The organism is Pseudomonas sp. FBCC-B1667, assembly GCF_059133255.1.
In genome coordinates, this window is record NZ_CP101437.1 from 5,965,219 (window position 1) to 5,989,810 (window position 24,592).

At 60.9% G+C, this 24,592-nt stretch carries 23 protein-coding genes; 8 read left to right on the plus strand and 15 right to left on the minus strand.

The annotated features are described in order from the left end of the window. Positions 1-87: 87 nt before the first annotated feature. The gene (locus NL116_RS27550) at positions 88-864 is read right to left on the minus strand and encodes an IclR family transcriptional regulator (RefSeq protein WP_494374867.1); all 777 of its coding nucleotides are present in this window, start codon (positions 862-864) and stop codon (positions 88-90) included. 261 nt (positions 865-1,125) lie between these two features. Here NL116_RS27550 and ypfJ point away from each other — a divergent pair, with 261 nt between their 5' ends. Together ypfJ and NL116_RS27560 are read left to right on the plus strand one after the other, a co-directional pair. Beyond that, the gene (gene ypfJ, locus NL116_RS27555) at positions 1,126-2,019 is read left to right on the plus strand and encodes a KPN_02809 family neutral zinc metallopeptidase (RefSeq protein ID WP_494374868.1); all 894 of its coding nucleotides are present in this window, start codon (positions 1,126-1,128) and stop codon (positions 2,017-2,019) included. Next, positions 2,020-2,979 (plus strand): alpha/beta fold hydrolase, encoded by a 960-nt coding sequence (locus NL116_RS27560; RefSeq protein WP_494374869.1) that lies wholly within the window; start codon positions 2,020-2,022, stop codon positions 2,977-2,979. Positions 2,980-3,028: 49 nt separating this feature from the next. Here the strand turns inward: NL116_RS27560 and NL116_RS27565 are convergent, their stop codons facing one another. From NL116_RS27565 to NL116_RS27575, 3 genes are all read right to left on the minus strand, one after another. Further along, on the minus strand, positions 3,029-3,622 hold the full coding sequence (locus tag NL116_RS27565) for an HAD family hydrolase (RefSeq protein WP_494374870.1): 594 nt from the start codon (positions 3,620-3,622) through the stop codon (positions 3,029-3,031). Next, complete coding sequence (gene tesB, locus NL116_RS27570; protein ID WP_494374871.1) at positions 3,619-4,488, minus strand: acyl-CoA thioesterase II; 870 nt, start codon at positions 4,486-4,488, stop codon at positions 3,619-3,621. Before tesB ends, NL116_RS27565 begins: the two co-directional genes overlap by 4 nt. 109 nt (positions 4,489-4,597) lie before the next feature. After that, a complete protein-coding gene (locus NL116_RS27575) occupies positions 4,598-5,167 on the minus strand; it encodes a GNAT family N-acetyltransferase (protein WP_494374872.1) in 570 nt (189 codons plus the stop codon). Between the two features lie 74 nt (positions 5,168-5,241). On the opposite strand from NL116_RS27575, the gene NL116_RS27580 reads away from it, so the two are divergent. Both NL116_RS27580 and NL116_RS27585 read left to right on the plus strand, forming a co-directional pair. After that, positions 5,242-6,162, plus strand: coding sequence for a histone deacetylase family protein (locus tag NL116_RS27580; protein WP_494374873.1), 921 nt, complete (start codon positions 5,242-5,244; stop codon positions 6,160-6,162). A gap of 191 nt (positions 6,163-6,353) precedes the next feature. Then, complete coding sequence (locus NL116_RS27585) at positions 6,354-7,595, plus strand: TIGR03862 family flavoprotein (RefSeq protein WP_494374874.1); 1,242 nt, start codon at positions 6,354-6,356, stop codon at positions 7,593-7,595. A gap of 123 nt (positions 7,596-7,718) precedes the next feature. Here the strand turns inward: NL116_RS27585 and rhlE1 are convergent, their stop codons facing one another. Next, positions 7,719-9,053 carry an RNA helicase RhlE1 gene (gene rhlE1 / locus NL116_RS27590; protein WP_494374875.1) on the minus strand — a complete coding sequence of 445 codons (1,335 nt, stop codon included), beginning with the start codon at positions 9,051-9,053 and terminating at the stop codon, positions 7,719-7,721. A gap of 78 nt (positions 9,054-9,131) precedes the next feature. Further along, a complete protein-coding gene (gene yedA, locus NL116_RS27595; protein ID WP_494374876.1) occupies positions 9,132-10,058 on the minus strand; it encodes a drug/metabolite exporter YedA in 927 nt (308 codons plus the stop codon). Between the two features lie 162 nt (positions 10,059-10,220). Here yedA and NL116_RS27600 point away from each other — a divergent pair, with 162 nt between their 5' ends. Beyond that, positions 10,221-10,676, plus strand: coding sequence for an Lrp/AsnC family transcriptional regulator (locus tag NL116_RS27600; RefSeq protein WP_494374877.1), 456 nt, complete (start codon positions 10,221-10,223; stop codon positions 10,674-10,676). Between the two features lie 121 nt (positions 10,677-10,797). Here the strand turns inward: NL116_RS27600 and NL116_RS27605 are convergent, their stop codons facing one another. The 3 genes from NL116_RS27605 to NL116_RS27615 all read right to left on the minus strand — a co-directional run bounded on the left by NL116_RS27605 (position 10,798) and on the right by NL116_RS27615 (position 12,815). Continuing rightward, positions 10,798-11,409 (minus strand): 3'-5' exonuclease, encoded by a 612-nt coding sequence (locus tag NL116_RS27605; RefSeq protein WP_494374878.1) that lies wholly within the window; start codon positions 11,407-11,409, stop codon positions 10,798-10,800. A gap of 22 nt (positions 11,410-11,431) precedes the next feature. Further along, the gene (locus NL116_RS27610; RefSeq protein ID WP_007990686.1) at positions 11,432-11,911 is read right to left on the minus strand and encodes a LabA-like NYN domain-containing protein; all 480 of its coding nucleotides are present in this window, start codon (positions 11,909-11,911) and stop codon (positions 11,432-11,434) included. A 139-nt stretch (positions 11,912-12,050) separates the two neighbouring features. Next, positions 12,051-12,815, minus strand: coding sequence for a DUF2076 domain-containing protein (locus NL116_RS27615; protein ID WP_494374879.1), 765 nt, complete (start codon positions 12,813-12,815; stop codon positions 12,051-12,053). 180 nt (positions 12,816-12,995) lie between these two features. On the opposite strand from NL116_RS27615, the gene NL116_RS27620 reads away from it, so the two are divergent. After that, the gene (locus tag NL116_RS27620; protein WP_494374880.1) at positions 12,996-13,670 is read left to right on the plus strand and encodes a YciC family protein; all 675 of its coding nucleotides are present in this window, start codon (positions 12,996-12,998) and stop codon (positions 13,668-13,670) included. A 66-nt stretch (positions 13,671-13,736) separates the two neighbouring features. Next, entirely contained in the window at positions 13,737-14,813 is a 1,077-nt protein-coding gene (locus NL116_RS27625; protein WP_494374881.1) for an endonuclease/exonuclease/phosphatase family protein, read from the plus strand. Between the two features lie 42 nt (positions 14,814-14,855). Here the strand turns inward: NL116_RS27625 and NL116_RS27630 are convergent, their stop codons facing one another. From NL116_RS27630 to NL116_RS27650, 5 genes are all read right to left on the minus strand, one after another. Then, complete coding sequence (locus NL116_RS27630; protein WP_494374882.1) at positions 14,856-15,692, minus strand: ABC transporter ATP-binding protein; 837 nt, start codon at positions 15,690-15,692, stop codon at positions 14,856-14,858. Further along, on the minus strand, positions 15,680-16,483 hold the full coding sequence (locus NL116_RS27635; RefSeq protein WP_027924262.1) for an ABC transporter permease: 804 nt from the start codon (positions 16,481-16,483) through the stop codon (positions 15,680-15,682). The genes NL116_RS27630 and NL116_RS27635 overlap by 13 nt, the downstream gene beginning before the upstream one ends. 9 nt (positions 16,484-16,492) lie before the next feature. After that, on the minus strand, positions 16,493-17,479 hold the full coding sequence (locus NL116_RS27640) for an ABC transporter substrate-binding protein (RefSeq protein WP_494374883.1): 987 nt from the start codon (positions 17,477-17,479) through the stop codon (positions 16,493-16,495). 396 nt (positions 17,480-17,875) lie between these two features. After that, positions 17,876-19,246, minus strand: a complete 1,371-nt coding sequence (locus NL116_RS27645) for an aspartate aminotransferase family protein (protein WP_494374884.1) — start codon at positions 19,244-19,246, stop codon at positions 17,876-17,878. Between the two features lie 34 nt (positions 19,247-19,280). After that, entirely contained in the window at positions 19,281-20,771 is a 1,491-nt protein-coding gene (locus NL116_RS27650) for an aldehyde dehydrogenase (RefSeq protein WP_494374885.1), read from the minus strand. Positions 20,772-20,996: 225 nt separating this feature from the next. On the opposite strand from NL116_RS27650, the gene NL116_RS27655 reads away from it, so the two are divergent. Then, positions 20,997-21,917 carry a LysR substrate-binding domain-containing protein gene (locus NL116_RS27655; RefSeq protein ID WP_494378145.1) on the plus strand — a complete coding sequence of 307 codons (921 nt, stop codon included), beginning with the start codon at positions 20,997-20,999 and terminating at the stop codon, positions 21,915-21,917. 77 nt (positions 21,918-21,994) lie between these two features. On the opposite strand, the gene hrpB is transcribed toward NL116_RS27655, so the two are convergent. Next, the gene (gene hrpB, locus NL116_RS27660; protein WP_494374886.1) at positions 21,995-24,511 is read right to left on the minus strand and encodes an ATP-dependent helicase HrpB; all 2,517 of its coding nucleotides are present in this window, start codon (positions 24,509-24,511) and stop codon (positions 21,995-21,997) included. Positions 24,512-24,592: the final 81 nt, after the last annotated feature.

Genomic DNA, 24,592 nt, shown 5'->3' on the forward strand with positions numbered 1-24,592 from the left:
ATTTAGAACCTGGTTCCAGATTCCTACACAAGCATAGGGCGAAAGTGTTCGAACATCGCACGGTTTCCGGACGAACAGACACCCCAGTCAGCTGAACAACTCTGAAGCAAGGCTCGCCGCCGACAACTCTTCGGTGTACCTCAACAACAACGGCGCCAACTCATGCAACCGCGCCCCCGGCATCCGCGCACTCGGCCCGGCGATGCTCAGCACCCCCATCACCCGCCCCTCGCTCGGGTGCCGCACTACGGCCGCAATCGCCGAGGTGCCCACCGCCGAACTCTCTTCAACCCAGGCATAACCCTGTTCCCGCGCCAGACGCAGACGCTCCAGCAGTTCAATGTTGGAGCGCGGCGCATTTGGCCCCAGGTCTTTGGGCCGCTCACCGCCCTGGCGTTCTACCAGCGACAACGCCTCGGCATCGCTCATGCACGCCAGCCACGCATGGCCAGATGCGGTGTAGAACAATGGCGCATCGCGGCCCATGTCCGGGTCGTAACGCAAGCCGGATCGTGCACCTTGCGACTTGGCGATCCAGACCTGCCGCTCGCCTTCAATGACGCCCAGGCGCACCAGTTCACCGGTCTCCTGCGCAAGCCGATCCAGCACCGGCTGCACGATATCGGCGCCACTGCCCGAGAGATAACGAAACCCCATCGCCACCAGTCTGGTGGTCAGGTGATAACGCAGGTTCTCCGGATTCTGCCGCACATACCCCAGCCGAATCAGCTCGGCGAGCAAGCGATGAGTCGCGCTTTTCGGAATATCCAATTGTTCCGCCAGCGTCTGCATCGGCACACCGCGCGGGTCACTGGTAAGACTTTCCAACACGCTGAAAACACGTTCGATCTGACTGCCGGCCATGGGAGGTTCCACCTACAATTTCGCTGATTCTAGAAGACGAACCTGCTAATGCGAAATCTGGAACTCGACGATCGACACGTTCATTCGATAAAAACCCGGTGCCTGACGGAATTCAATGGGGAGTCCACGTTCATACAAGTCTGGAATACTGCGGGCGAACACCTGCGATTGCCGGGAATAGCCGAAACCCGGACGACCGGACTGGCGCCGCCCCCTCACACCAGCAACACTCATCCCCACGGACAATCAGAGGATTCCCACATGCTATGGAAAAAAGGCCGACGCAGCGACAACGTGGTCGATGCGCGTGGTGATGATGTCGGCGGTGGTGGCGGCGGGATGCGTTTGGGTGGCGGTAAAGGCCTGAGCCTGACCGCAATCATTCTGATTGTCGGCATCGGCTGGATCACCGGCCAGGACCCGATGCAGATCCTCGGACAACTCACCGGCCAAATGAGCGAGCAGTCGGCGCCAGCCACCAACCAGACCCGCAAGGCGCCACCGGCCAATGATGAAGGGGCCGAATTCGTGCGCTCGATCCTCGGCGACACCGAAGACACTTGGGGTCAGATTTTCCAGCAGGCCGGTAAGCAATATAAGAACCCGACCCTGGTGCTGTTCAGCAATCGCGTCAATTCCGCCTGTGGTCTGGCAACCTCGGCGACCGGTCCGTTCTATTGCCCGGCCGACCAGAAGGTCTACCTGGACATGGCGTTCTTCCAGGAAATGTCGCAACGCTTTTCCGCCGCCGGTGACTTCGCGCAAGCCTACGTGATCGCTCACGAAGTCGGACACCACGTTCAGACCTTGCTCGGCGTTTCCGCGAAAATTCAGACTGCACGAGCGCAAGGCCGGCAGATGGAAGGCGACGGCGGGTTGCTCGTGCGTCAGGAACTTCAGGCCGATTGCCTGGCCGGGGTCTGGGCCAACAATGCACAAAAGCGTCTGAACTGGCTGGAACCGGGTGACATCGAAGAAGCCCTGAACGCCGCCAACGCCATCGGCGACGACCGTTTGCAACAGCAAGGTCAGGGCCGCGTGGTGCCAGACTCGTTTACCCATGGAACGTCAGCGCAAAGGGTGCGCTGGTTTAAAACCGGATTTGCACAAGGCCAGGTGGGCCAGTGCGATACCTTTGCGGCGAAAAACCTGTAAATGAATAAGTGGCTGTTAGCTGTCCTGTTTACCTGCGCAAGCACCCAAGCCGCCGAGCATGCGGTCAAACAACTCAGCCCCGGCCGGCTGCTACTCAAAGAGGGCGAGATGGCGGTGAGCCTCGGCGCCGCGCCGGCGAAAATCGAACGAGTGCTGATCATCATCCATGGCCGTCTGCGCAACGCTGAAACCTATCGCCAGAGTGCCGAGCAGGCGGCTGAACTGGCAGGACAAACCCAGACCACGCTGGTCATCGCCCCACAGTTTCTCAATGAAACCGATGTCGCCCTGCATCCAGTGGCGGACTCCGTACTGCGCTGGCAGGGCAATGACTGGATGGCTGGCGGTTTATCCACAGCCCCGTTTGCACTGAGTTCCTTTGGGGCACTGGATCAGATCATCGCGAGGGTCAGCGACCGCCAACAGTTTCCGGACGTGAAACAAATCGTCATCGCCGGTCACTCCGGGGGCGGCCAAGTGGTTCAGCGCTATGCCTTGCTGGCTCACGATCAACCCACGTTGACCGCTGCCGGTGTGAAAGTCCGTTATGTGGTCGCCAACCCTTCCTCGTATGCGTATTTCGATGAGCGCCGTCCTGTGGCGTTCGATCACGCGAAATGCCCCGGTTTCAACCGCTGGAAGTATGGCCTGACGGATTTACCCCTCTATGCCAGTGGGCAAACGGCGCCACAGCTTGAAGGCAATTACGTCAAGCGTGACGTGACCTATCTGCTCGGACAGCAAGACACCGACCCACAGCAACCGGCGCTGGATAAAGGGTGCGAGGCTGAAGCCCAAGGCACCAATCGGCTGGCTCGCGGGCACTTTTACTTTGATTATTTGCTGCGTCGTAACCCGCGTGGGGTGAACCAGCGACTGGTGGAAGTGCCAGGAGTCGGGCATGACGGGGACGGGATGTTGACGTCGCCTGAGGGGCAGAAGGTTTTGTTTGGGCAGTGAGTTTGGTGGTACCTGAAAGTGCCCTTTCGCGAGCGAGGCGAAGAGGCGCTCAAGCCAACAACATTTCCCGCAACGCCACGCAATCCGCCGCATGCCAATCCGTCAGCTCCGGCCACGGGTTATCCGGCAAATTCACCAACACCGTCCGTGCCCCGGCCGCCCGCCCGCAATCCAGATCAAAGCGGTAATCACCAACCATCACCAACTCGCTCGCCGGCACGTTCCAGGCCTCGGCCAGTTTCAGCAAACCACCGGGATGCGGCTTGGGCGGTGCTTCATCGCGGCCCAGCACATCCTCCACCGCAAAGCAGTCGGCCAAGCCGATCGCCTCCAGCGTCACGTGCGCCAGCTCTCGGGCATTGCGCGTCAGAATGCCCAGGCGATAACCCCGCCCGACCAACTCGCGCACCAGTTCTACCGCGCCCGGCGCCGGTTTCGAACCCAGCGCCAGATCACGTTCATGCTCCAGCAGCCAGGCATGTTTAGCCGCCGCTTCATCGGCTGGCAGCGCCGCGAGGTGGGTCAGGATGTCGTCTTCGGCCGGGATCGCCAAGGCCACGCGAATCGCCGCGAAGTCATGCACGGCCACTGTGAGGGTGCCGTCCATGTCGAACACCCAATGACGCACCTCGGCCAGGCTCATGCCCAATCCTTGCGGTGACGAATCAGGCCTTCCTGCGTGACCGAGGCCACCAACTGCCCGGCGCGATTGAACACGCTGCCACGGCTGAAGCCGCGGGAATTACCGGCCCACGGACTGTCCATCGCGTAGAGCAACCAGTCATCGGCGCGCAGATCCTGATGGAACCACAGCGCGTGATCGAGGCTGGCGACCTGCATGTCTTTCTGCCAGACCGTTTTGCCGTGAGGCTGCATCGAAGTTACCAGCAGTCCGAAGTCCGACGCATAGGCCAGCAAGTATTTGTGCAGCGCCGGTGAGTCGGCCAACGCACCGTCGGCACGAAACCACACGTACTTGACCGGGTCGGACGGCTGCGGGTTGTAAGGGTCTTTCTCGGTCACCGGGCGAAATTCGATCGGTTTCGGGCACAGCAGTTTTTCGCGCATTTTTTCCGGAATCAGGTGCGCACGCTGTTGGGTCAGCTCCAGTTCCGACGGCAGGTTTTCCGGGCCGACCACCACCGGCATCTCGAGTTGGTGCTGAAAGCCTTCTTCGTCGTACTGGAACGAGGCGCTGCAGGTGAAAATCGGGTGGCCTTTCTGGATCGCCGTCACCCGGCGCGTACTGAAACTGCCGCCGTCGCGTACCCGATCAACCTGATACACCACTGGCAACCCGGCATCGCCCGGACGCAGGAAATAACCGTGCATCGAATGCACGTGGCGCGCTTCTTCTACCGTCTGACTGGCCGCCGACAGCGACTGGCCGAGCACCTGACCGCCGAACAACTGGCGAAAACCCAGGTCCTGGCTGCGGCCACGGAACAGGTTTTCTTCGATCGGTTCCAGGGTCAACAGGTCGACCAGATCATCCAACACTTGGCTCATTCAGGCTCTCCTCACGCAAAACATTGCCGCGCAGTCTTGGCTGCGACGGTCGATTCAGTTTCTGGCCAGGGCCAATAAGATGGCGACCATTGTAAACGTCCGCGGCGGCTTATCCATGCAAGGTTTGCAGCCATTGTTCGCGGGTGATGCGGTACAGCACATGGTGACGCAGGGGATGGCCGGCTGCGAGCTTCGGATGCTCGAAGTCATCGGCTGAATCATGGTGCATGCCGATGGCCTGCATGACTTTCTCGGAAGGCGTGTTGGTTTGCGCGGTGAAGGACACGACTTCGGACAGCCCCAAGCGGTCAAACCCGCAACGCAGAGCGGTCCACGCGGCTTCACTGGCATACCCCAGGCCCCAATGCTCACGCGCCAGGCGCCAGCCGATTTCGGTCGCGGGAGTGAATGGCGCGTCGAAGCCCACCACGCCCAGCCCGGTAAACCCGATGAATTGGCCGGTGTCCTTGCGTTGCAGCGCCCACAAGCCGAATCCGTGCTCGGCAAAATGCCCGCGAATACGTCCAATCAGCGAGGCACTTTCCAGACGGCTCAACGGCGCCGGAAAATAACGCATCACCTGCGAATCGGCACACATCGCCGCAAATTCCGGCAGGTCCTCATCGTGCCACTGCCGCAACAGCAGTCGCGCACTTTCGAGTTCCAGTATTGGCTCCATTGCGTTCCCCCGTTTCCATGCCGCAAGTCTACATCGCTGGTAGGATCCTTCTCTCATTCCTACATGAAATCATCATGCCGCTGCCGCTGATTTATCACGAAGACTACAGCCCCGAGTTTCCGGCGGATCACCGCTTCCCCATGGACAAGTTTCGCCTGCTGCGCGATCACCTGGTGGACAGCGGCCTGACCCGGGACGCCGACCTGCTGCGCCCGGAACTCTGCCCCACGGACATTCTCGCCCTCGCCCATGACGCTGCCTATATCGAACGTTATATGAGCGGCGAGTTGTCCCGTGAAGACCAGCGGCGCCTCGGCCTGCCCTGGAGCGAAGCCCTGGCCCGGCGCACGGTGCGCGCGGTTGGCGGATCGTTGCTCGCGGCGGAACAAGCGCTGGAACACGGTTTGGCCTGTCACTTGGCCGGCGGCACGCATCATGCGCATTACGATTACCCGGCCGGCTTCTGCATCTTCAATGACCTGGCCGTGATCAGCCACTACCTGCTGGAAAGCGGCCGGGTGAATCGGGTGCTGATCTTCGATTGCGACGTGCATCAAGGCGACGGGACTGCACGGATCCTGCACAACACCCCGGACGCGGTGACCGTTTCCCTGCACTGTGAGAAGAACTTTCCTGCACGCAAAGCCGAAAGTGACTGGGACATCCCGTTGCCCAAGGGCATGGGCGACGCCGACTACCTGAAAGTGGTCGACGACGCGCTCAACTATTTGCTGCCGCTCTACCAACCGGACCTGGTGCTGTACGACGCCGGCGTCGATGTGCACAAGGATGACGCTCTGGGTTACTTGAAGCTGACAGACGAAGGTGTCGCGGCACGTGATGAAAGCGTGATGCGCCACTGCCTGGGCCGGGATATTCCGGTGGTCGGGGTGATCGGCGGTGGCTACAGCAAGGACCGCAAGGCGTTGGCGCGCCGGCACGGGATTCTGCATCACAGCGCGCAACGGGTGTGGCAGTCATCAGGTTGTCATTGACCGTGAGTGTTTACCCACAATGCCTGTGGAACGGCCTGTGGATAACCTGAGTGAAAGGACCTACAGCCCTTGCGGCGTATAGCCTACACAGCGCTGGTTGTTTTTTAACCACCTCAAATACACCGCCGTTCCCACAGGGATCTGTGCTGGTAGAATGCCCGCCTTCATTCCGCCAAACCGCAGCGCATTCCATGACCCGATCTTCCACCGCCCTCTCCCCTCATGTCGCCATCATCGGCGGCGGCCCTGCCGGCCTGATGGCAGCGGAAGTGTTGAGTCAGGCCGGGATCAAGGTCGACCTGTACGACGGCATGCCTTCGGTGGGACGCAAATTCCTGCTGGCCGGTGTCGGCGGCATGAACATCACCCATTCCGAAGCCTACCCGGCGTTTCTCTCGCGCTACGCCGACCGTGCCCCGCAGATTGCGCCGCTGCTGCGCTCCTTTGGCGCCGAAGCGCTGTGCCAATGGATTCATGATCTGGGCATTGAAACCTTTGTCGGCAGTTCCGGCCGGGTGTTTCCGACCGACATGAAAGCCGCGCCCCTGCTGCGCGCCTGGCTCAAACGGTTGCGTGATGCCGGCGTAGTTATCCACACCCGCCACCGTTGGCTCGGTTGGGATGACAGCGGTGATTGGCGGATCGACAGCCCCGAAGGCGAAAAAATCGTCAAGGCTGACGCCACCCTGCTGGCCCTCGGCGGTGGCAGTTGGTCGCGTCTCGGTTCGGACGGCGCATGGATGCTGCCACTGGAACAACGCGGCGTAGGACTGGCGTCGTTGCAACCGAGTAATTGCGGCTTCGAGGTGCAGGCCTGGAGCGAATTGATGGTCAGTAAATTCGCCGGCGCGCCGCTGAAAAACATCGCCATCGGTCTCAATGACGACGTGCCACGGCTCGGGGAATGCGTGATCACGGCGACCGGAATCGAAGGCAGTCTGATTTACGCCCTGTCCGCGCCGATCCGTGAAGCGATCAACCTCACCGGTTCCGCGACTATTCACCTGGACCTGCTGCCAGGCAAGCCTGTGGATAAAGTGCAGGCCGCGCTGAGCAAACCACGCGGTTCACGTTCGATGTCCAAGCACCTGCACAGTCAGCTGGGCCTTGATGGCGTGAAAGCCGCGTTGCTGCGTGAACTGACGCCAGCCGATTGCTTTAGCGACCCGGCATTGTTGGCCAACGCGATCAAGGCACTGCCGCTGACGCTGGTGAAAACCCGCCCACTGGACGAAGCCATCAGCAGCGCCGGTGGTGTGATGTTCGAGTCGGTGGATGAACGCTTGATGCTCAAGCAATTGCCTGGCGTGTTCTGCGCGGGAGAGATGCTGGATTGGGAAGCGCCGACGGGCGGCTATCTGCTGACCGCGTGTTTCGCCAGTGGGCGTGCGGCGGGGATCGGGATGGTGGAGTGGTTGAAGCGCAAGGCTTGAGACCGAGTTGCCCCCTTCGCGAGCAAGCCCGCTCCCACATTTAACCGGGTTCTCCCAGAAGAATGCGATCGAATGTGGGAGCGGGCTTGCTCGCGAAGGCGTCCTGACAGACGCCGCCGACACTTAAGGCTTACGTTTGCGCGGCCCAGTGTTGAACACCGGCACTTTACGCACAGGCTTGATCGACGGCTCCGGCGCCGAAGCATCACCGCTCTCAACCCATTTGCCCAGATTGCGTTTACCGCCACTGGAAGTCTTCGGCTTCTTCGGTTTTTTCGGCTTCTTCACCACCTGACCGCTGGCATCGGTATCCGGCACGCGATGTTCAGGTTCGAAGTCGTGCTCCATCTGCCGAGGCAATGTCTGACGGGTCAACGTCTCGATGGCCGACAGCAAATTCACTTCATCGGCGCAGACCAGCGAAATCGCCTGCCCGGTGTTACCCGCACGGCCGGTACGCCCGATGCGGTGGATGTAATCCTCGGCCACGATCGGCAGGTCGAAGTTGACCACCAACGGCAAATCTTCGATGTCCAGGCCACGGGCCGCGACGTCAGTGGCGACCAGGATCTGTACTTCACTGGCCTTGAAACGGTCCAGTGCGCGCTGACGCGTGGCCTGCGGTTTGTCGCCGTGGATGCCGTCGGCATTGATGCCTAGGCCCTGGAGTTTTTCCACCAGCGCGTCGACACCGTTGCGGGTCTTGGCGAACACCAGCACTTGCTTCCACTTGCCTTTGCGCAACAAGTGAACGAACAGTTCCGGCTTGCGCTTCTTATCGACCGTCACCACCCACTGCTTAACCGTGTTGGCCGCCACGTTGCGCGGGCTGACTTCGATGCTCAGTGGATCGTTGAGCATTTGCCCGGCCAGCGTGCGGATCGCCTCGGAGAACGTCGCCGAGAACAACAGCGTCTGACGCTTCTTCGGCAGCGCCTTGTAGATGTTGCCCAGCTCCTCGGAAAAGCCCAGATCGAGCATGCGATCGGCTTCGTCCAGTACCAGGGTTTGCAGCTGATTGAACTTGAGCGCGTTCTGACGGAACAGGTCGAGCAAACGGCCCGGCGTGGCCACCAGCAGGTCGACGCCTTTGCGCAGCTTCATCATTTGCGGGTTGATGCTGACGCCGCCGTACACCGCGTAAGTGCTCAGCGGCAAGTTCTCGGCGTACTGACGCACGGCTTCGTGAACCTGTTCCGCCAGTTCGCGGGTCGGTACCAGAATCAGTGCGCGCACCGAATTGGCGGTGACTTTCGGCCCTTCCATGGCCAGCAATTGCAGGAGCGGCAACGCGAAACCGGCCGTCTTGCCAGTGCCGGTCTGGGCCGCAGCCATCAGGTCGCGACCGGCCAGCACCGCCGGAATGGCTTGCGCCTGAACTGGCGTCGGGGTCTGGTAGCCGAGCGTCTCGAGAGAGCGCAGCAAGGGTTCGATCAGGCCAAGGGTGGCGAAAGTCATGGGATTACCGTAGGAAAATTCAGCGCGGGTTTTTCAAAACAAGTGTGCATAACAAGATGCAATGGCGCGCAGTTTACCCTAATTCACACGGGATTCTGTCGGCGCGACCAAAGCAGGCTGCACCGGCGCCCGACGCCACTGCGGCAATCCGATCAACACCACGGCACTGATGATCACCAGCATCGCCAGCCCTTCTTCGATTCCGATGGTCTCACCCACAAACACGATACCCAACAACACCGCCACGGCCGGATTGACGTAGGCATAACTGGTCGCCGCCGCTGGACGCACGTTTTTCAACAGGTACATATAAGCGTTGAACGCGATGATTGAGCCGAAGAACGTCAGATACGCCAGGGCTGCCCAACCTTCGATCGGCGGCATGGCTTGCAGATGTTCGCCGCTCACGGCACTGCCGATCAGCAGCGCCACACCACCGACCAGCATTTCCACCGCACTGGCCATCGCCCCCGCCGGCAACGGCACGTGTTTGCTCCAGACCGACCCGAACGCCCAGGACGCCGCCGCAAACACCAGCAACAGAGCACCCAAGGGGCTCGATTGCAGGTTCGAACCGAGATTCAACATGGCAATGCCGATCAGCCCCAGCGCAATCCCGGCCCATTCGAGACGGGTATTACGCGCCCCCCAGAAATAACCAAACAACAAGGTAAACAGGGGCACCGTCGCCACCGCCAGCGCCGCCACGCCGGAGGCCACCCCCATGTGTTCGGCGACACTGACGCCGCCGTTCCCGCAGGCGAGCAGCAGGATCCCGATCATGCCGGCCGCTTTCCACTGCGCCCAGGTCGGTGCCGGCGCCCCGCGCCAGCGCAGGAAGCCATACATCAACGTCCCGGCGAGCACAAAACGGATCCCCGCGAGCAGCAATGGCGGCCAATACTCCACGCCGATGCGGATCACCAGATAGGTCGAGCCCCAAATCACGTACAACGCGAAAAAGGCAGCGATCAACGGCAAGGGAAAACGACGTAAGCCAGGCATGGGCAGCTCGATGACAAAACAATGTGAACAGCTATTCTAGAAAGGCCAACGGCGAAAAATAAGTTACAAAACCTGTTTATCACGCCAGTACACTTTTCAAAACACGGACTTCAGCGATATAAACCGTGCTTTCGAAAGTCAGTCATTTCTCAGGAATAGTCCGTGGATAAATACGACCGCATGCTCCTCAGCGCCCTGCTGGAAAACGGTCGTGCGTCCTACGCCGACCTCGCGCGCAAGGTCAATCTGTCCGCCCCGGCCGTGGCCGAGCGCGTGGCTAAACTGGAAGCCAGCGGCGTGATTACCGGTTACCAGGCGAAAGTCGACATGGCCAAGCTCGGCTTGCCGATCCAGTGCGTGATCGAACTGCGCCTGAACCAGCATGGCAATCAGAAGGCCTACGACGATCTGATCAAAATCCCCCAGTTGACCGAATGCCACCGGGTGACCGGCGATCCGTGCGTGATCATGCAAGCGGCGGTGGGCTCGATGCCGGAGCTGGAAGCGTTGATCAACCGGATTGCCAAGTTCGGGTTCAGCAAGACGTCGATTGTGTTGTCGAGCGCAATAGAAAAGCGCGTGCCGTTGGGGCACATCGAAGGTAATGGCAAAGTCTGAATCAACGCAGTCCCTGTGGGAGCGAGCTTGCTCGCGATGGCTGAGTGTCAGTCAACAACAATGCTGAATGATCAATCGCCATCGCGGGCAAGCCCGCTCCCACAGGTTTTTGTGGTGAGTTTCAGAACCCGCGATGACGCTTGAGGTGTTCGTTGATCTTCGCCGCCGGCACTTTCTGCAAGCCGCACAGCAAATCATGGGACAACTCGCGCAACCCATGCTTGCGCTGCAACTCGTTCATCAAGTGCGTTGTCAGGTTGGCCGCCATCTCGGCATCAGCCATCGCCCGGTGAGCCTTGCCGGTGTCGGGCAAGTTGGCGAAGGTGGTGAGGGTGCCGAGTTTATGATTCGGCGCTGCCGGCATCAGCCGACGGGCCAGCAGTAGCGAGCAGGCAAAGTTTTGCAAACGCGTGCGTTTGATCCGCCCCAGCTCAAAGTCCCAGAACTTCTGGTCGAACGCGGCGTTGTGCGCGAGCAACGGAGTACAGCCGACAAACTCATTGACCTCGTTCATTACCTGCTCCGCCGATGGCGCGGTGCGCAGCATGGCGTTGCTGATGCCGGTGAGTTGCTCGATGAACGCCGGCACGCGCACGCCTGCGTTCATCAGGCTTTGATAACGCTCGACGATGCGCCCCTGTTCAAGGATCACCACGGCAATTTCGGTAGCCCTGCAGCTGCTGCTCGGGGAGATCCCGGTGGTTTCAAAGTCGATGACTGCTATGCGTTCCAAACCTGTTTCAACTCCGTAAAAATCAATTCTTGAGCAGCAACGCGCCTTCGATCGGCACATACCGGCTGGCAGCGCGGATCAGCGAGTTGGCGGTCAGCCCCGGTACGCCATAGGCGACCGCTTGCACCCCGTGCTTGCTGATGATGCGTTCCAGCAGCATGTCGAAATCACCGTCGCCGGAGGCCAGCACGATTTCGTCGACATGATCGGCGGCGTCCATGATGTCGAGGGTGATGCCCACGTCCCAGTCGCCCTTGGCCGAACCGTCGCTGCGCTGGATGTAGGGCTTGAGCTTCACGGTGAAACCAAGGTTGCGCAGGATCTGCTGAAACTGCTGCTGTTTGCTGTCGCCACGATCGATCGCGTAGGCATAAGCCTCGACGATCTCGCCCTGTTTGCTGATGTCAGCCCACAACGCGGCGTAGTTGAAGTGGCAACCATAGGCCTGACGCACGGTGTAATAGAGGTTTTGAACATCGGCGAACACTGCGATTTTTTTCACCGCGGGTTTCCTCTTGGCGCACAGGCGCGCAGGCGAGATCAGGCACCCTGGCCCGAAAAGTCGCCCAGTATGCCAGCCCGAAGGATTGTTCCGCGAATAATCGGCCCGGGGCACGGTCGCGCCCCGGACGAATGGCGTCTTAGACGAAGGAATCGTCGTCATCGCCGCCGAAGAATGACGAGCTGTCATCGCTGTAATCAGTGTCGGCAAAACCGCCCTGATCGTTGGTGTTGTTGTCGGCCATACGCTGGTCATCGCCCCAACCGCCGTTGCTCTGGTCATTGACCTGAGCCGGTTCTTCCTTGATCACTTCAACCACTTCCGGCTGCTGATTGTGATGGAACAGGCTGCTGATGCCTTGTGCCAGCATCACGCCACCCGCGACACCGGCCGCGGTTTTCAACGCACCACCGAGAAAACTGCTGCCCGCCGCCGGCGCCTGCTGTTGCGGGGCATAGTTTTGCTGTGGCGGCGTGGCACCAAAATTCTGCTGCGGTGGCTGTGAATTGAACGATGGCCGTGCCGGTTCACGCCAGCCGCCTGTGGACGATGGGGCGCTCTGGGTCGGTGCGGGCTGTGGATCGCGGGCACTGCCACCGAAGATGCTCGACAAAAAGCCGCCACCGCTTGGCGCCGGGGCCGCTGTCTGCGCCTTGGCCGCTTGCAGTTCGGCCTGCAATTGCTGCACTTGCCGGGTCAGTTGCTTGTTCTGTTCGTCAAGGCTCTTGATGGCAGCTTCCTGAACCAGGATCGCCTGGGTCATGAAATAGCCGGCCGCAGGCTGGCGAGCCAGGTGTTCCTTGATCCGCGCCTCAGCCAGGGCATCGCGCGGGGCTGAGTCCGTTTCGGCCTGTTGCAGCCGGGAAAACAGTCCATCGATCAGGGTTTGTTCTTCGCTGTTCATGGCGACCTCGTAGATTGCCGGGGGAAATCATTTGTCCTTTTCCAAAGAGGATAAGGTGCTCGACCTTAATGGAGGCTGAAACAAGTTGTTTCAATGAGCTTTACCTAACGTTTACGTTTGCGCCCCCTGGGGTTTGATCGGTTAAAGTGGACCACTGCTTCCAACCTGCGATACCGACTGATGAATCCGTTCGATGTACTGCGTGACTCCTTGTATTTCTTCAAGCGCAATCTGGGGCAGATCGTGCAACTGTGCCTGCCACTGGTGATCTTCGAGGCGCTGCTGCAACAAATTGTCGACCGCTCTACCGAGCCGGACAGTTTTCCCGGCGTCAGCGTGATCGTCGGCTTGCTGGTTTATCCGCTGTACACCGCGGCCCTGATCCTGTTTCTCGACGCCCGCAGCCGCGGTGAGTCGCCGCGCAACCGTGATCTGCTGACCCGCTCGGCGTACCTGTGGCCGCGCTTCGCCCTGCTGACGGCGCTCAATACCCTGCTGATCCTGCTCGGCCTGTCGCTCTACTTCCTGCCCGGTATCTATCTGATGGTGACCCTGGCCTTCGGCGAGTACCTGTTGGTGCTGCGTGGCATGGCCCCGTTGGCGGCCATGAAAGCAAGCCTGCGCCTGACTCGCGGCCACTTCATGCGCATTCTGGTGTGCATCCTGTGCGTGATGGGCCCGTTGTGGGTGCTCAAGGGCGCCACCCTCGCGGTGTACCCGGACCCGCAAAACCCGGTGATTTCCCTGCTGATCGACAGCGCCCACAGCTTCCTGCAACTGTTCACCAGCGTCGTGTTGTTCCGCTTGTTCATGCTGATTGGTGATACACCCGAGAAGATTGAGGGGCCGCTCTGACCGTGGGCTTCGGCCCCGGTCTCGGTTATGCTCGGGGCCATCTTTTGTAACGCTATAAGCCGAGCCATGACCCGTCTACTGCGCTACACCCTGCTGAGTCTGTTGATCGTGACCGGCGTGATCGCATTACTGATCTACAACCTGACCTGGCGCCCCGACTCCAAGGAAGTGCTGCCGGTCAGTTGCACGACTCAAGCACCCACCCTGGTACCCGGTCAGGCATTGAAAGTGATGACCTGGAACGTCCAGTACCTGGCAGGTAAACGCTATGTGTTCTGGAATGACCTCGCGCAGGGCACTGATGAAGAGCCCACGCCGGAAGACATGGCCTTCAGCCTCGACGAAGTGGCACGGGTGATTCGCGACGAATCCCCCGACATCGTGTTGCTGCAGGAACTCGATGACAACGCCAAGACCAGCGACTATCAAAACCAGTTCAAACTCCTGCAAGAGCGGGTTGCCGACCTGTATCCGTGCAGCACTCGCGCCTTCGACTGGAAAGCCGACTTCGTGCCCGAGCCACACATCTTCGGCAGCGTCGGTCGGCAACTGGCAACGCTCAGCCGCTACCAGATCGAACATGCCGAACGCCTGCAATTGCCGGTCGCGTCGGCCAACCTGATCAGCCGTCAGTTCAAACCGAAGAATGCCTTGTTGGTGTCTTACCTGCCGTTGAACGACGGCGGTCAGATGGCGGTGCTCAACACCCATCTGGACCGCGTCATCCAGCCAGACGAAACGCTGCAAGCCCAAGTGGCGGCCGTCGCCAACGTGCTCGACAAATTCGAAGGTCGTGGCACGCCGTGGTTGATCGGTGGTGATTTCAATCTGTTGCCGCTAGGGCAATTTCGCCGACTGCCCGAGGAGCAACGCACGCCCTACTCCGCCGACAGCGCGCTGCACGTGCTGTGGGGCAAGTACGCGATGATCCCGACCAACAACGAAGCCAGCGGCGCCGATCGGGCCCGGTGGCTGACGCATTATCCGAATGATCCGGGCTTGAATGGCCCGGACCGCACGGTTGATTACCTTTTCTACAGTCCGCGCATCAAACGGGTCGAGGCGATGGTGAGGCAAGACGACACGCTGCGCATCTCCGATCACCTGCCGGTGATTGCACGGTTCCTGCTACCCGCCAACTGACAACGCAAAACCTGTGGGATTGGGTATGGCCAGAAAATCGGTTCAATGCACCTCTTCCAGGTCGTCATGCAACAGTCCGAAGATCTTGCGCTTCATGTCGATAAACGAGCGCTCCATGACCATGTCCAGGGTCCGTGGGCGTTCGATCGGCACATCCAGAATCTGCTTGATCCGCCCAGGCCTGGCGCCCATCACGTAGACCCGATCACCGAGCAGAACCGCCTCGTCGATATCGTGGGTCACGAACAAAACGGTCTTTTTGCTGTTGCCCCAGACCCGCAACAACAGTTGCTGCATTTGCAGGCGCGTCTGGCTGTCGAGCGCGCCGAAAGGTTCGTCCATCAGCAGGATCTGCGGATCATTGGCCAACGCACGGGCAATCGCCACACGCTGCATCATGCCGCCGGACAGCTGCTTGGCGTAGTTGTCGGCAAACCCGCTCAGGCCCACTTCATTGACGTAATAGTCGACGATCTCCTTGCGCCGGGCAGCCGCCATGCCGCGACGCTTGAGCCCGAACTCGACGTTCTGGCGCACCGTCAGCCACGGAAACAACGTGTAGCTCTGGAACACCATGCCGCGATCCGCACCCGGCCCCTGTACTTGCTGGCCACCGACGTAAATCTCGCCTTCGGTGGGTTCGTTAAGGCCGGCGGTGAGGTAGAGCAAACTCGACTTGCCGCAGCCCGAAGGCCCGACCAGCACCGCGAATTGTTGATCCGGCACTTCGAACGACACCTGCTCCAGCGCAGTGAACATGCCGCCGTCAGGTTTCTGATAGCGCAGGCTGACCTTGTCCACTTGCAGCCTTGGAGCGGCCAGCACCGGGGTGGCCGACGGTGTGACGAAGCGAGGGTTGACGGCGCTTACTGAGCCCATGCGGCGATCCTCAGACGTAGGAAACGGAACAGTTGATCGGTGACCAGGCCCAGCAGGCCGATGATCGCGATTGCCAGAAAAATCACATCCACTTGAAAGCCACGCATGGCTTTGAGGCTCAAGTAACCCAGGCCACTGGAAGCAGCGACCAGTTCGGCAACCACCAGGTAGGTCCAGGCCCAGCCCATGGTCACGCGCAAGGTGTCGAGCACACCCGGCAACGACGCCGGGGCGATCACATGCAGCACCGCATCGCGACGGGTCGAGCCCAAGGTGTAGGACGCGTTGATCAAATCCTTGGAGATGCCTTTGGACACGTCCGCGATCATCACCAGTTGCTGGAAGAACACGCCGAAGATGATCACCGAGACTCGCTGCTCCAGGCCGATACCGATCCACAGAATGAACAGCGGCACGAACGAGGTGACCGGCAGGTAGCGGATGAAGTTCACCATCGGCTCAAGGAACGCCTGAACGATACGGAAGCTGCCCATCAGCAACCCCAGCGGCACCGCCACCAGCGACGAGACAATGAAACCGACCATTACCACTTCGAGACTGGCCCACACGTGCAGGCCAAGGGTGCCGTCGCGGCCCAGGCGCACGGCGGCTTCGGCCACCGCGCCCGGTGTCGGCAGGAACATGCCTGGCACCACGCCGCCATAGGACAACCCGGCCCACAGGCCGATCAAAAGAACCCAGGCCAGACCGCTCGCGCTCCAGATGACCTGCACCGGCAGGCCAGTCTTGGGCGTGATGCAGCGGCTCAGCCATGAATTGCGCTTGAACATGCAAACCTCCTAGAGCGGGGTGACGAAACGGTTGTCGATCAGATCGTCATTGCTGACGTTGTAGGGTTTGCCCTGCAGTTCGCTCGCGGTTTCGTTGGCCAGTTTGATCAACGGTTCGCTATCGCCCGGCTTGCCTGGCGAGCCGAGGAGTTTTTCGCTCATGGCCTGATCGTAGAAGCGCACGCCTTGCGCGGCGGCGGCCAACTCCTTCGGATCGGCGAGGTAACCGCCGACGCCTTTGGCCATGATTTTGTAGGCTTCTTCCGGGTGGTCCTGGGTATATTTCACGGCTTTGTAAAGACCGGCGACCAACGCCTTGACGTCTTCCGGCTGCTTTTCGATGACGGTGCAGTTCAGCGCGACCACATCGACAATCACGCCAGGAGTGCTGCTGCTGTCGATCAGCACCTTGCCCTGCTGCTTGTCACGCACCATCGACAGATGCGGCTCCCACGTCACCGCAGCAGGAACGCGACCGGCGATGAACGCAGTTGCAGCATCGTCAGCCGTCATGTTCTGCACGGTGATGTCGCTCATTTTCATGCCGTGCTTTTTCAGCAGGTAAGACAGCCAGAACTGCGAGGTCGACCCTTCATTCACTGCCACCGCTTTGCCTTTGAGCTCCTGCAGGCTCTTGACGTCCTTGCCCACCAGCACGCCGTCGCCACCATGGCTGTCATCGAGCGCGGCCACTGCCTTGAAGCAGAATTGCGGACGGTACTTCAGCACTTCGTCGATGGTCGACGCCGAGCCTGACAACTCGCCCGAGGCCTGCGCGGCCATGTACATCGAAGCCTCTTCGACGACGGGCAATTCGACGGTCAAGCCGTTTTCCTTGAAGTAGCCCAGGTCCTGAGCCAGGTAGAGGGTGCCGTAGCCGACCCAGGTGGTGTGACCGATAGAAAGGGTGCCGGCCTGGGCGCTGGTGGCGACCGTCGCGGCGATGGCGGTGATCGCCAATGGATGAGCGATGCGGGTTAGCAAGGACTTGATCATGGAGCACTCCCAAAGCTGTTGATTTAGTTTTGATGGGCAGTACGGCCAGCGGTCCGGAAAATCAGCTGACACCTGCGGTCTCTGATGGACCATTCGGCGGGCAGCATCGGGCTGACTGGCGAAGTCGATGTTGGCCCAGCGCGGGGAGAAGGAAAATTAGGAAATATGTCGAGGCGAATGATGAAAAAGCTGTGTAGCGCGCACTGGAAAAGGGCGGTGTGGGCGGGGGTGCCCGAGGTGGGTGCAAAAGGTGAGACATGTGTTGAATGGACAAAAGCAATCGCGGGCAAGCCCGCTCCCACAGGGTTGTATGTCGACCGGATAATTTAGATACGACACATAACCTGTGGGAGCGGGCTTGCCCGCGATTAAGGTCCGAAGGACCTTCCAGCCAAATCAGAGCCGGCCGTACTCCTGCGCCGTACGATCAACTGCTTTGAGGGTCTTGCCCACCAGCTCATCAATCTCCTCACGACTGGCAATCAACGCCGGCGCCATGATCATCCGACCCAGCGTCGAGCGAATAATCACTCCCTCGTCGAAGCCAATCGTGCGGCAACGCCACGCGATGTCGTTCTCGTTGGCAAAGCGCTTGCGGCTGATTTTGTCCTCGGCCAGTTGCAGCGCCGCGACCATGCCGACGCCTTGAATATCCCCCACCAACGGGTGATTGCCGAACACCTCGCGCAAGCACTGTTGCAGGTACGGGCCGATGTCATCCTTGACCCGCGTCACCACCCCTTCATCGCGCAAGGCCTTGAGGTTGGCAATCGCCACCGCCGCCGCTACCGGGTGCCCGGAATACGTCAGGCCGTGAGCAAACACCCCACCCTGCTCCACCAGCACCTGGGCCATTTTCTTCGACAGGATCAACCCGCCCATCGGGATGTAACCGGAGGTCAAACCCTTGGCAATCGACAGCGTGTCAGGCTCAAAACCGAAGTACTCGTGGGCAAACCATTCACCGGTGCGACCGAAGCCGCCGATCACTTCATCCGCGCACAGCAGCACGTCGTACTGGCGGCAGATGCGCTGAATCTCAGGCCAGTAGCTCTCTGGCGGAAAAATCATCCCGCCCGCGCCCTGGAACGGTTCGGCGATGAAGCCTGCGACCTTGTCCGCACCCAGTTCGAGAATCTTTGCTTCCAGTTGCTGCGCGGCCCGCAGGCCAAATTCCGCCGGGGTCAGGTTGCCTTCATGGGCGAAAAAGTACGGCTCGTCGATGTGTTCGATGTCGGGAATCATGCCGCCCATTTCGTGCATGAACTTCATGCCGCCGAGCGCCGTCGCGGCCAGGGTCGAGCCGTGATAACCGTTCCAGCGACCGATCATGATTTTCTTCTCGGGCTTGCCGACAATCGTCCAGTAACGGCGCACGGTGCGGATCAGCACCTCGTTGGCTTCAGACCCCGAGTTGGTATAGATCGCGTGGCTGTAGTGCCCTGGCAACAGGCTGAACAGCAGCTCAGACAACTCAATCACCTGCGGGTGAGTGGTGTGGAAAAACATGTTGTAGTAAGGCAGTTGTTCAAGCTGCCGGGTCGCTGCCGCCGCCAGGTCTTTGCGACCATAACCGAGGTTGGTGCACCACAGCCCGGACATGCCGTCGAGGTAGCGCCGACCGTCGTTGTCCCACAAGTGCAGGCGTTCGCCACGGACCATTACCCGAGGCCCTTCGTCGTTGAGTGCCTTTTGATCGACGAAAGCGTGGATGTGGTGCGCAGCGTCGGCGGCCTGGTAGTCGCGGGTTTCACGTGGTGTGGTCATCGCCAGTTCTCCGTTTTGTTATGAGCGGCTGTTATCAGCGCAGCTGAAACCAGGTGGTCTTCAACTGGGTGTATTTATCGAATGAATGCAGCGACAAGTCGCGGCCGAAACCGGACTGTTTGCCACCGCCGAAAGGCACGGTCACGTCGAGTGCATCGACGCTGTTGACCGACACCGTCCCCGCTCGCAATTGCCGCGCCACACGGTGGGCGCGATTGAGGTCGTCGGTCCACAGCGAAGCCGCCAGACCGTAGACGCTGTCGTTGGCCAGTTGCAAGGCGTGAGCCTCGTCATCGAATGCGGTAACCGCCAGCACCGGGCCGAATACTTCGTCGCGAAACAGCGGCATGTCCGGGGTCACACCGGTGAAAATCGTCGGCTGAATGAAGTTGTCAGAGCCGTTGAAGATCGACTGCCGGCCACCGCACACTTTTGTCGCGCCCTGACGTTCGGCTTGCTGGATGAACGTCATGATGCGCGCGGTCTGGCGACTGTCGACAATCGCCCCGGCGCCGCTCGACGGGTCCAGTGGATCGCCCGGCAGCCAGCGTTCGGCGTGCGCCATGAGGCGTTCGACAAACGCATCGTGGATCGAGCGCTGCACCAGCAAACGCGAGTTGGCCGAGCAAACTTCGCCCTGATTGAAGAAGATCCCGAACGCCGCTTTTTCAGCGGCCAGATCGAGGTCCTGGCAATCGGCGAACACCAGGTTTGCACTCTTGCCGCCGCACTCCAGCCACACCTGTTTAAGGTTCGATTGCGCGGAATACTGCATGAAGTATTTGCCGACTTCCGTGGAGCCGGTGAACACCAGGCAATCGACATCCGGGTGCAAGCCGAGGGCTTTGCCGGTCTGCTCGCCGAGGCCCGGCAGCACGTTCAATACCCCCGCAGGCAAGCCGGCTTCCAGCGCCAGCTCGGCCAGGCGCAGGGCGGAAAAGGGTGATTGCTCGGCGGGTTTCAGAATCACCGAGTTGCCGGCGGCCAGGGCCGGTGCGAGTTTCCACGCGGCCATGTCCAGCGGGAAATTCCACGGCACCACGGCAGCGATCACGCCGAGGGCTTCACGGGTGATGGTTGCCAGCACGTTCTGCGCGCTGGGGGCGATCTGGTCGTAGAGTTTGTCGAGGCTTTCGGCGTACCAGCGAAACACACCGGCCGCGCCCGGCACGTCGATGTTGTAGGCGTCCATGACCGGTTTGCCCATGTTCAACGAGTCAAGCAGTGCCAGTTCTTCGCGGTGGGTCATGATCAGGTCAGCCAGGCGCAGCAGCACCTGTTTGCGCTCACCGGGCGAACGCGTCGACCAGGTGCCGGCTTCAAAGACCTGCCGCGCATTGCTGACAGCAGCGTTGACCTCTTCATCGCCACACGCAGTCACGTTGGCCAGGCATTGCCCGGTGGCCGGGTTGATCGCGGCGAACGTCTGGCCGGACTGCGCGGAACGGCGTTTACCGTCGATGACGGCCTGGTCAGGAAACTGCAGTGCGGCGGCTTTGTTTTGCCAATATGCAAGCTCGAACACGTTCAGATGCTCCAAGGGCTTTTCTTGTGACTGGATGGTGGCCCAGCCCCGTGTCCACGAAAAATAGTAAAAATGTTTTCGCAGACCATGAAAAAACTGGGCAGCCAACCTCCCCCGTTGCGCGGTATGTGGTTATTGTTCAGGCACAACAACACCGTCGTCAGAACGGACGCCGTCGGCGCGAAAATTGCCTGGATGCCTGGATCATCCACCCCGAGGTTTGCCGTGGCTGCCTACAACTTGCGTCAACTGAAATACTTCATCACCACCGTCGAATGCGGCAGCGTCGCCGAGGCCTCGCGCAAGCTGTACATCGCCCAGCCGGCTATTTCCACGGCGATCAAAGGCCTGGAAGACAGCTTCGGCGTGCAACTGCTGATCCGGCATCACGCCCAAGGCGTGTCCTTGACGCCGAGCGGCGCGCGCTTCTACCGCAAGGCCCAGGAACTGCTGCGCATGGCCAAGGAGTTCGAACAGAACGCCCTGGCCGACAATGACGTGGTGGCCGGGCAGATCGACATTGGTTGCTTCGAAACGGTCGCGCCGCTGTACCTGCCGCAATTGATTGCCGGGTTCTCGGCGCTGTACCCGGGAGTGAAAATCCGCATCCGCGACGGCGAGCAGCAAGAGCTGGTGCAAGGCCTGACGTCGGGCACGTTCGACCTGGCGATCCTGTATGAACACGACCTCGACGCCACCATCCAGACCGAACCGCTGATGCCGGCGCAGCGACCTTATGCGTTGCTGCCGGCGGACCATCGCTTTGCCCAGCTCAAGCAGGTGTCGCTGCGCGACCTGTGCCTGGAGCCGATGATTCTGCTGGACGTGCAGCCGAGCCGGACGTACTTCGTCAGTCTGTTCGAAGAATTGAACCTGTCGCCCACTATTGCCTTCAGCTCACCGTCAATCGAGATGGTCCGCGGCATGGTCGGGCAAGGGTTCGGCTTCTCCATCCTGGTCACGCGACCGCATTCGGAGTGCACCTACGACGGGCAGAAAGTGGTGTGTGTGGACATCGTCGAAGACGTCACCGGTTCAGGACTGGTGGCGGCGTGGCTCAAGCGTGGGCAACTGACCAAACCGGCGCAGTTGTTTGCCGATTATTGTCGGGAGCAGTTGACGGCGAAGGCTGCTACCCGGCCTTAATGCCTGGCACAACTGTTGAGCCAGTCGACCCCCCCCTCGCCACAGGGTTGCGTTCCCAACAGGCCAGACGGTAGCGATTACTTGCGGGGTTTGATCCGCGCAGTCGCTTCGGCCACCAATGGATCATCCGGCCAGTAATGCTTGGGATACCGCCCCTTCAAATCCTTCTTCACCTCGGCATACGTGCTGCGCCAGAAGTTCGCCAGGTCCTGGGTCACCTGCACCGGCCGCCGTGCCGGGGACAGCAGGTGCAACTTCACCACCTGCCGGCCACCGGCAATGCGCGGTGTCTCAGCGAGGCCGAACAGCTCCTGCAATCGCACCGCCAAAATCGGCGGCTGCTCGCTGTAATCCAGACGAATCGATGACCCCGACGGCACGCTCAGATGATGCGGCGCCAGCTCATCGAGCCGTTGCGGCAACGGCCATGGCAGCAGGTTATGGACGATGCTCGACAGGTCCAGATTGGCGAAATGACTGAGCCGCGAGACTTTGCCCAGGTAGGGCATCAGCCAATGTTCAAGGCTTTTGAGCAGAGCGGCGTCGCTGACATCCGGCCATTCACTGGCGCTTTTGCTGCTGAGGTCCAGCTGACGCAACAAGGCCACTCGCGCCTGCCACTGACGTAGCTCCGGCGTCCACGGCAACAGCTCCAACCCTTTGCGTCGTACCAGATTGACCAGCGCCTGACTGCGCGCGGTTTCATCGAGACCGGTCAACGGTTCGCGACTGAGGATCAGTTCGCCGACCTTGCGCTGACGCTCGGCACGCAACACGCCTTCGCGCTCGTCCCAATCCAGTTGATCGACGATGCGCACTTGCTCGGCGAGCACCGAGTCGAATAACGCCGGATCGAAATCCGCCGCCAGATAAATTCGTTCCTCGCGCTGGCCCTGACGACTGCCGAGATCGGCGATCACCAGCCACGCCTGTTTCATCAAGCTGTCAGCCTCGGCGAACAGTGCGGCGCGGCCGTTGGCCAAGCGATATTCCGCGCCACCGGCTCGACGCTGCTGGGCAACGCGGTCGGGATAGGCCAGCGCCAGCAATGCGCCGAGCCAGCGCGGGTGATCCGGATCACTGACCGGCTCCGAGGCTTTGCCGCGCAGGTAACCGCGATACTGTCGCGCCAGTTGCCGGGCCCGTTGTACACCGCCCTGAGCGCCGCGAGCGGCACGTTCTTCGCCAGACAACAGCACCAAGCGACTGTGCAGATCGGCGCCAGCGCCGCGCAAGATATCGCGCTCACCGAGCAACGCCGCGACATCGCAGGCCATGTCGGCCAAGCCGAGCGCCTGGCCGCGCAACAATAAATGCGCGATACGCGGGTGCGCCGGCAGTTCGGCCATGGCCTGACCGTGACGGGTCAGCGCTTCGCCGTCCAATGCGCCCAGTCGATCCAGCAAGTCCTGAGCCTGGGCATAAGCGGCGGCTGGAGGCACATCCAGCCAAACCAACTGACCCGGTGTAACGCCCCAGCGACCAAGTTGCAACGCCAGGCCGGCGAGGTCCGCCGAGAGAATTTCGGCACTGGCGTAGGCCGCCAGTTGCTCGTGCTGATCCTGCGACCACAAGCGATAACACACGCCTGGCTCCAACCGCCCTGCCCGGCCCGCGCGCTGCGTGGCACTGGCCTTGGAAATGCGCTGGGTGTCGAGGCGGGTCATGCCGCTGCCGGGGTCGAAGCGCGGCACCCGCGCCAATCCGGCATCGATCACCACGCGCACGCCGTCGATGGTCAGGCTGGTCTCGGCGATGTTGGTTGCCAGCACCACTTTGCGAAAGCCTGCCGGTGCCGGATCAATCGCCGCGCGCTGGGCGTTCAGGTCCAGTTCACCGTGCAGCGGGCACAGCAGCACCTGGGGGCTATCGCCCAACGCATCGGCCAGTTGCTGATGGACCCGACGGATTTCCGCCTGCCCGGGCAGGAACACCAGAAGGCTGCCGGTTTCATCGTTCAAGGCTTCAAGGATGGTTTGCACCAGTCGCGGCTCGATGAATTCACCGGGCTGGAACGGACGCCCCCAGTGCATCGCCACCGGGTACATGCGGCCTTCGCTACGCAGGATCGGCGCATCGTCGAGCAACCCGGCCAGGCGTTCGCCCTCCAGGGTTGCCGACATCAACAGAATTTTCAGCGGTTGATCGTCACGAAACAGCTCCCGGCCATTCAGGCTAAGGGCCAATGCCAGGTCGGCGTCGAGGCTGCGCTCGTGGAATTCATCGAAGATCAGCAAGCCAACGCCTTCCAGCGCCGGATCGTCCTGCAAACGGCGCGTCAGGATGCCTTCGGTGACCACTTCGATGCGGGTCTTGGGGCCGACTTTGCTGTCGAGACGAATGCGATAGCCGACCGTTTCGCCCACCTTCTCCCCCAATTCACTGGCCAGCCGCTCCGCCGCCGCCCGCGCTGCCAGCCGGCGCGGTTCAAGCATCAGAATGGTTTGCCCGGCCAGCCAGGCCTCGTTGAGCAGGGCCAATGGAACACGGGTGGTCTTACCGGCACCGGGCGGTGCTTCGAGCACGGCTTCGTTGCGTGTCGCCAAGGCTTCACGCAACGCGGGTAAAACTTCATCAATCGGCAAAGAAATCATGCTGGCTCCAAAACAGAGGGCCGAGTATAACGGCGAACTGCCGGGCGTTCGTCAGGGTCTTAATTCATACCGACGCTCTTT